Genomic DNA, 1,522 nt, shown 5'->3' on the forward strand with positions numbered 1-1,522 from the left:
CGCGCCTGCGCCGCCTGGCCCTCGACTCCGACCAGAGCCGCACCTTCCAGCCGCCACGCCGCCTCAGGGCAGCACGGGCGTTCTGGGAGCTGTGCCGCGTCGTGCCGATCCTCCTCACAGTCGCCATCGCGGCGTCGTCGCTCGTCATCTTCGACGCCCTGGCCGGCTGGGGCGGCCACGGCCTGGCGGCAGTGCTGAGCGGCATCGTGTTCCTGCTGCTCGGGGCCGTGGCGGCGGGCAGCGCAGTGGCCGCGAAATGGCTGCTCGTCGGGCGGATCCGGGCGGGGGAGCATCCGCTGTGGAGCTCCTTCGTCTGGCGGAACGAAGTGGTGGACACCTTCATCGAGAGCGTCAGCGCGCCGTGGTTCGCCCGTGCGGCCAGTGGAACCCCGGCGCTCGTCTGGTGGCTGCGGGCGCTCGGTTCGAAGATCGGCTCCGGCGTCTGGTGCGAGAGCTACTGGCTGCCCGAGGCCGACCTTGTCAGCCTGGGCGCAGGGTCCACCGTGAACCGCGGGTGCGTGGTGCAGACCCACCTCTTCCATGACAGGATCATGAGCATGGACACCGTGGCGCTCGCAGAAGGAGCCACCCTCGGCCCGCACAGCGTGATCCTTCCCGCAGCGGAGATCGACGCCGGGGGAACGGTCGGTCCGGCATCGCTGGTCATGCGGGGGGAGCTGGTGCCCGCCGGCTCCTACTGGATGGGAAACCCGGTGAGTGGCTGGTCCGGACCGCAGGCTGGCCCGGGAGCTGGTGCGTGTCGCGCCTGCGCCGCCTGGCCCTCGACTCCGACCAGAGCCGCACCTTCCAGCCGCCACGCCGCCTCAGGGCAGCACGGGCGTTCTGGGAGCTGTGCCGCGTCGTGCCGATCCTCCTCACAGTCGCCATCGCGGCGTCGTCGCTCGTCATCTTCGACGCCCTGGCCGGCTGGGGCGGCCACGGCCTGGCGGCAGTGCTGAGCGGCATCGTGTTCCTGCTGCTCGGGGCCGTGGCGGCGGGCAGCGCAGTGGCCGCGAAATGGCTGCTCGTCGGGCGGATCCGGGCGGGGGAGCATCCGCTGTGGAGCTCCTTCGTCTGGCGGAACGAAGTGGTGGACACCTTCATCGAGAGCGTCAGCGCGCCGTGGTTCGCCCGTGCGGCCAGTGGAACCCCGGCGCTCGTCTGGTGGCTGCGGGCGCTCGGTTCGAAGATCGGCTCCGGCGTCTGGTGCGAGAGCTACTGGCTGCCCGAGGCCGACCTTGTCAGCCTGGGCGCAGGGTCCACCGTGAACCGCGGGTGCGTGGTGCAGACCCACCTCTTCCATGACAGGATCATGAGCATGGACACCGTGGCGCTCGCAGAAGGAGCCACCCTCGGCCCGCACAGCGTGATCCTTCCCGCAGCGGAGATCGACGCCGGGGGAACGGTCGGTCCGGCATCGCTGGTCATGCGGGGGGAGCTGGTGCCCGCCGGCTCCTACTGGATGGGAAACCCGGTGAGTGGCTGGTCCGGACCGCAGGCTGGCCCGGGAGCTGGTGCGTGA

1 protein-coding gene and 1 pseudogene are annotated in these 1,522 nt (G+C 71.2%); both read left to right on the plus strand.

The genetic code is table 11. The features are described 5' to 3' along the window. Positions 1 to 959, plus strand: a pseudogene (locus Y704_RS25490) (hypothetical protein); the annotation flags it as partial. Continuing rightward, complete coding sequence (locus tag Y704_RS0117665) at positions 863 to 1,522, plus strand: hypothetical protein (RefSeq protein ID WP_026551085.1); 660 nt, start codon at positions 863 to 865, stop codon at positions 1,520 to 1,522. The pseudogene Y704_RS25490 and the gene Y704_RS0117665, both read left to right, overlap by 97 nt.

This window comes from Arthrobacter sp. Br18, from assembly GCF_000520555.1.
Lineage (GTDB): Bacteria > Actinomycetota > Actinomycetes > Actinomycetales > Micrococcaceae > Arthrobacter_D.